Genomic DNA, 6,330 nt, shown 5'->3' on the forward strand with positions numbered 1-6,330 from the left:
AGCGTGTGAGTTTGATAATATTCATCGCATATAGTAGGCAGTGACAAGCATATAAGTAATTTTTTCAATTTCGTTAGCGAGTAGAGTACGGTGAAAGTCTACACGAAAAAATGAAACGGCAGCTTCGAGCCAATGTTTTTCTTAAAGAGGTTTACATTTGTAAACAATCAGGGTGGAACCGCGGGTAATGCACTCGTCCCTGGGCATATTTTGTGCCCGGAGACGGGTGCTTTTTATTAGTTTAGAGGAGGTCATTTTTATGACAAAATCAATGGAAACAATCGTAAGCTTAGCCAAACACCGTGGCTTTGTCTTCCCAGGCTCAGAAATTTACGGTGGCTTAGCTAACACTTGGGATTACGGTCCCCTTGGTGTAGAGCTTAAAAATAACGTAAAAAAAGCATGGTGGCAAAAATTCGTTCAAGAGTCAGCGTATAACGTAGGTCTTGACGCAGCGATTTTAATGAACCCAAAAACATGGGAAGCTTCTGGTCATATTGGTAACTTTAACGACCCAATGATTGACTGTAAAGCATGTAAAGCGCGTCACCGTGCAGATAAATTAATCGAAGATGCATCACTTACTAAAACAGGTAAGGAAATCATCGTTGATGGTATGAGCTTTGACCAAATGAAAGAAAAAATGGACGAGCTAGACGTTGTGTGCCCTGACTGCGGTAAGCAAGACTTCACAGACATCCGTCAATTTAACCTAATGTTTAAAACATTCCAAGGTGTAACAGAGTCTTCTCGTAATGAGATTTTCCTACGCCCTGAAACAGCACAAGGTATTTTCGTTAACTTTAAAAACGTACAACGCTCAATGCGTAAGCGTGTACCATTTGGTATCGCGCAAGTAGGTAAAAGTTTCCGTAACGAAATCACACCAGGTAACTTCACATTCCGTACGCGTGAATTTGAACAATTAGAGCTTGAGTTCTTCTGTAAACCGGGTGAAGATTTAGAGTGGCATAAATACTGGAAAGACTTCTGTGAAAAATGGCTATTAGACTTAGGTGTTAACACAGAAAACATGCGTCTACGCGACCACGAAGACGACGAGCTTTCTCACTACTCTAACGCTACAACGGACATCGAGTACCTATTCCCATTCGGTTGGGGCGAGCTTTGGGGTATTGCTGACCGTACAGACTATGATTTAAAACAACATATGGAGCACTCAGGTGAAGACTTTACCTATATTGATCCAATCTCAAATGAACGCTATGTACCTTACTGCATCGAGCCTTCATTAGGTGCTGACCGCGTAACACTTGCTTTCTTATGTGAAGCATATGACGAGGAGCAACTAGAGGGCGATGACAAACGTACCGTTATGCGTTTCCACCCTGCGCTTGCACCATTTAAAGCAGCGGTATTACCACTATCTAAAAAATTATCAGACGAAGCAAGCGACGTTTGGGCAGAGCTACGTAAACATTTCCCAGTAGACTTTGACGAATCACAATCTATCGGTAAACGCTACCGTCGTCAAGACGAAATCGGTACACCATTCTGTATCACTTATGACTTTGATACAAAAGAAGATAACCAAGTTACCGTGCGCCACCGCGACACAATGGAACAAAAACGTATGCCGATTTCAGAAGTTAAAGACTATATTCAATCATTCTTAACTTTCTAAGCTTCTACCCTTGCTTTATGCCACACTCAGGCATACGTTTTCTGTGAGGAGCCTTAGGCGACGAAACAAAGGGTTTTTCTCTTTCTTCTGTGAGGAGCCTTGGGCGACGAAACAAAGGGTTTTTCTCTTTCTTCTGTGAGGAGCCTTAGGCGACGAAACAAAAGGGGTTTCATGCCGATTTCAGAAGTTAAAGACTATATTCAATCATTCTTAACTTTCTAAGCTTCTACCCTTGCTTTATGCCATACTAAGGCATACGTTTTCTGTGAGGAGCCTTGGGCGACGAAACAGAAGTAATCTCTAAGCCTTTTTTGGCAAGGCGATATCCTATTACGTAAATTATTTAAACGCAAACGATGTGTTAATTCACACACCGTTTGCGTTTTTTTAGTATACTACTAAGGAGGTGGTTGTTTTGGTTTTTCATTCTAAGGTTGATAAATTTTACCGCATTGTTTTAGGGCTCACTGTGCTTACGCTTGCACTATGTTTTTTATTACCTATTGCTTTAGACGATGCGCTAGGTAAAATCGAGGCGCTCATTTTGTTTAGCATCTTGCTTGTTTCATTACTCTTTATTTTATGGACAGCACTAGGCATTCGGTATGAGTTGCGCGAGGATGAATTATACGTACGTGGTGGTCCCATTTATTCGCATATCCCTTATACAAGCATTAAACACGTGGAGCCATTTGACGGGCTAACGGGAGGTTTTGTGATTGCCTCAGCGCGTAAAGGCATTGCGATTACTTATCAAAAAGGCTTCGGGTATCTCGTTATTTCACCAACCGAACGTGAAGTATTTATGGCCGAGCTAGAAAAACGCATAATAAAAGCACGAGCCTAAACGCTCGTGCCTCCTGCTATTTTTTATGTTGGTATGTTTTTTCAGGCTTTGGATCAATGACGTTAGTGCCGCCTTTGACATTGGTTGCCTTTTTCATAAACATGAGCACAGGCCCCACGACAAATACCACACAAATCAATACACCAAGTGTTATGTATAACATGTAAGTAAACTCCTAACGGGATGTGACTTCACCTCTTATCTTACGCTTATTTTACATACCCCGCTAGGCAATTTTTTGTGAACATTTTACAAGGAGATGATGACATGAAGAAAACGTATCTTATGATTTTAATCGCGATTATTGGGGCTACTTTACTTGGCTGGTTTGGCGAATCTCTCGCCCTACTTACCTCTCGCCCAACCTACGCCCTTACTTTCTTTACCGTTTGTAGCATTGGACTATTTCTTGCGAGCTGGCTTGGACTTGTAGCACGCGTAAGCAAAGGTGCAGCAGGTATCGAACGCATCACCGTTATGACTATCATTCCCCTTGGTGTCATTACATCACTATACGCTGTTTTTGTAACAGCCATGTACTGGGGTTAACGTAGAAGCGCTATACGCGCTTCTTTTATTTTGGCTTGACGCGTTAATAATACCTCCTGCATCCCAATTAACTTATCCTGAATCCCATTTACCTCACCTAACACTTGTTGAAGTTGTGCTTTAGCATTTGTAATTTTACTATGCACAGACAGCGCCGAAAAGAAATCATCAAATACATAATCAGCAAAATGTACAAAGCCATCTATACTCACTTGAATCGCATCCGTCTGCATTTCTTTAATATCAATCAATTCATTATGTAGCAAATTTAATGCGTACTGTGCTTCACTTAATGCTTGTTTTGAAGCATCGAGCTTACTATGCTTTAAATACGTTACAAACATGCCGCCACCAAATAAATCCCACGTACTCAATCCATGTGCTGCGTCTAATGCTTTCTCAACAGCGTGTAACGCTTCTTCTGCGCGGTAGCTTGCGTCAATCGCTTCTCCAACTTCAATTTTTAGCGCAATTACTTGATAGGCTTCATCTTCTAGCGCACCAAACTTTTTAGCTTTATTTGGATCATGCTGCATAAGCCATATGCGCTGTTTAGCTACAAGCGTCGTACTATCTTCAAGCAATACATCTGTATTTTTAGTAGCCTCACGCTCTGCTACAATATGCGCTAGTTGATTCGTTAACTTTTCGTGTTGTTGCTCAGTTTCATGTTCTTTCACAAGTAATGTAGCCAACTGCTCTTCACTACGCAGTAGCTTAGCATCACTTGTCATTAAACGCTTTATAAATGACGGCGCTACTACCTTCTCTAATTTCTGACGCGCCTGACGTTGTTCCTGCAAGGTTTGTTGTAACGTTGTAAGTTGTGCTTCAATATACATTTGTTGCTGAAATAAGTGGTCACGACGTAGCAGTAAATGTTGCAGGCGTTCTTGCTCCTCAACTAATTGGTTCCATTCCATAAAAAAATCACCTCTCTACTACTACGAGTGAGAGGTGAAAAAGTTACGATTTTTTATGGCGGTTGCCAAAACCTGCCTTACGCTGTAAATAATAAATCCCCGCTACAAATAATAACACGCCACTTAAGCGAAACAGCACAACCTGTGTGCCTACTACCTCAAAAGTCATCGTCATCATTGTAGCAGCTACAAGTAAGAGGAGTATACCAATTACTGTATGAAGTGATTTTCCCATAGTGACTCCTTAATGACATTGTGGGCATTTGCCGTAAATTTCAAATTTATGGTTTTCTACTTGATAGTCCTGTAAATTAGGTCCTAACATATCCATTGGGCAAATTTCTAATGCTTTAACATTGCCACAGTCCATACAAATAAAATGATGGTGGTGCTCAGCCGCATCACATTGCATACGGAAATGACGCTCGCCTGACAACTCAGTCTCATCTAAAATGCCTAGCTCTACAAAGGTCGATAAATTACGGTAAATCGTATCGTAACTCATGCCTGGGTACTCCGCAATTAGCACATCAAGTAATTGTCGTGCTGTTAAGTATTTTTCGGTTGCATCAAACATCTCTAATAAGCGCTCGCGCTTATCTGTTCGCTTATAGCCGTTATTTTTTAAAATCTCCCACGCTTTAACACTATTCATTACGCTTCAACTCCTGTACGTTGCATTTTTGCCTGCAACTTTTTTAGCCAAATTACGAGTAATAAAATGAGTATCGACGTTACAACAATCGTACCGCCTGGTGCTAAATCTAAATAAAAGGCACTCACTAAGCCAACTACAACTGCGCCCTCGCCAAATAGTATGGCATAGATAATGGTTTGTTTAAAGCCCTTTGACACACGCATCGCCGCAGCTACAGGTAGTGTCATTAATGATGACACTAGCAAAATACCAACAATACGCATGCTTGCGGCAATAACAAGCGCTGTCACAATCATAAATAAAATATGGATCATTTTTGAAGGTAGCCCACTTGCCTTACTGTACTCTTCGTCAAAAGATAATACAAAAAGCTCCTTATAAAAAATGCGTAAAAATAAAATAACCACGGCGGCAATCGCAACTACCACCCATAAATCCGAACGTGATACCGCAGATACTGAGCCAAATAAATAACTCATTAAATCCGTATTAAAACCGTGTGCGAGTGAAATAAAAATCGCACTAATACCAATACCACTCGACATAATGATAGGGATAGCTAACTCCTCATAATGTTTGTAAACGCGGCGCAGACGCTCAATAAATAGCGAGCCTGTCACAGACGATACAATACCTAAATAAATCGGGTTAAGTAAGGCTAGTGCAGGTACCGTTTGACTAAGGTATAAACTCCCTGCAATCCCTGCAAGTGTCACATGTGAAAGTGCATCCGCAATAAGTGATAGCCTTCGCACTACAATAAATACACCTAAGAGCGGTGCAATAATGCCAATAATTAGCCCAGCAATCACTGCGTTTTGTAAAAATTCGTACTGAAAAATTGCCTCTATCATAATGCCGCTCCTTAATGTACTTTGCGTACTGAATGTCCGTACCACGCATCGCGCGCCTCTTGTGACATATCATCAAATTGATTTTTATAACCATGGAAATGAATCGTTTTGTTTAAGCAAGCTACGTGCGTAATATGACTTGATACGACATCCACGTCATGCGTGACTAATAGCATCGTAATGCCGCGCTCACGGTTTAATGTTGCGAGTAAATCATAAAAGGCCTGCACATTTTCGTGGTCAATACCAACCGTTGGCTCGTCTAATACTAATAACTCAGGATCACTAATCAATGCGCGCGCAATAAATACACGTTGCTGTTGCCCACCTGATAGCTCACCAATATTACGTTCACTAAACGCCTGCATACCAACAGCCGCTAAAGCATCCCCAACTAGTTCATTTGTATTTTTAGGCAAGCGCTTAAACAAGCCAACCTTTTTGGTTAAGCCACTGCGTACAACCTCACGTACTGTAGCAGGAAAGCCCGAGTTAAAGGCGTTAGATTTTTGCGACACATAGCCAATACGCTCGCGTTCCTTAAACTGCTTTGCGGGCGTATCAAATAAAATTACTTCGCCACTATCAGGCTTTAATAGCCCTAAAATAATTTTTAACAAAGTGGATTTACCTGAGCCATTTGGGCCAAGTAGTGCCACAAACTCGCCCTCATGGATGGCGAGCGAAATATCCTTTAACACCTGCGTATTGTCGTAGGCGAAGGAAATATGCTGTAATTCAATTAGCGTCTTTGTCATAGCATTCGCTTCTTTCTAATTCATAATCGTTACGATTTGTAAAGTATAATTATAGCGTACACGCTGTCGTTTGTAAATGCAAAAAAGAGGCTGGGA

At 41.2% G+C, this 6,330-nt stretch carries 9 protein-coding genes; 3 read left to right on the top strand and 6 right to left on the bottom strand.

Annotation, left to right across the window (positions count from 1 at the left end):
• The first annotated feature begins 259 nt into the window (after positions 1–259).
• Complete coding sequence (locus CH76_RS10235) at positions 260–1,645, top strand: glycine--tRNA ligase (protein ID WP_036145764.1); 1,386 nt, start codon at positions 260–262, stop codon at positions 1,643–1,645.
• Positions 1,646–2,060: 415 nt separating this feature from the next.
• Positions 2,061–2,492, top strand: coding sequence for a PH domain-containing protein (locus CH76_RS10240; protein ID WP_036145765.1), 432 nt, complete (start codon positions 2,061–2,063; stop codon positions 2,490–2,492).
• A gap of 16 nt (positions 2,493–2,508) precedes the next feature.
• On the opposite strand, the gene CH76_RS13930 is transcribed toward CH76_RS10240, so the two are convergent.
• Complete coding sequence (locus CH76_RS13930; protein ID WP_161769891.1) at positions 2,509–2,655, bottom strand: hypothetical protein; 147 nt, start codon at positions 2,653–2,655, stop codon at positions 2,509–2,511.
• A gap of 104 nt (positions 2,656–2,759) precedes the next feature.
• Between CH76_RS13930 and CH76_RS10245 the strand changes: the two genes are divergently transcribed.
• On the top strand, positions 2,760–3,041 hold the full coding sequence (locus tag CH76_RS10245) for a hypothetical protein (protein ID WP_036145766.1): 282 nt from the start codon (positions 2,760–2,762) through the stop codon (positions 3,039–3,041).
• Here the strand turns inward: CH76_RS10245 and CH76_RS13550 are convergent.
• From CH76_RS13550 to CH76_RS10270, 5 genes are read right to left on the bottom strand one after another with little or no spacing between them, the layout of a single operon-like run.
• The gene (locus CH76_RS13550; protein ID WP_051910318.1) at positions 3,038–3,964 is read right to left on the bottom strand and encodes a hypothetical protein; all 927 of its coding nucleotides are present in this window, start codon (positions 3,962–3,964) and stop codon (positions 3,038–3,040) included. The two genes, CH76_RS10245 and CH76_RS13550, sit on opposite strands and share 4 nt — an antisense overlap.
• Positions 3,965–4,007: 43 nt before the next feature.
• Positions 4,008–4,199, bottom strand: coding sequence for a hypothetical protein (locus CH76_RS10255; RefSeq protein WP_036145767.1), 192 nt, complete (start codon positions 4,197–4,199; stop codon positions 4,008–4,010).
• 9 nt (positions 4,200–4,208) lie between these two features.
• On the bottom strand, positions 4,209–4,619 hold the full coding sequence (locus CH76_RS10260; protein WP_036145770.1) for a Fur family transcriptional regulator: 411 nt from the start codon (positions 4,617–4,619) through the stop codon (positions 4,209–4,211).
• Positions 4,619–5,476 (bottom strand): metal ABC transporter permease, encoded by an 858-nt coding sequence (locus CH76_RS10265; protein WP_036145772.1) that lies wholly within the window; start codon positions 5,474–5,476, stop codon positions 4,619–4,621. Before CH76_RS10265 ends, CH76_RS10260 begins: the two co-directional genes overlap by 1 nt.
• Before the next feature lie 11 nt (positions 5,477–5,487).
• Positions 5,488–6,234: a metal ABC transporter ATP-binding protein gene (locus CH76_RS10270; protein ID WP_036145775.1), complete on the bottom strand. Its 747-nt coding sequence runs from the start codon at positions 6,232–6,234 to the stop codon at positions 5,488–5,490.
• Positions 6,235–6,330 lie beyond the last annotated feature (96 nt).

The organism is Lysinibacillus sp. BF-4, from assembly GCF_000743635.1.
GTDB lineage: Bacteria > Bacillota > Bacilli > Bacillales_A > Planococcaceae > Metalysinibacillus > Metalysinibacillus saudimassiliensis.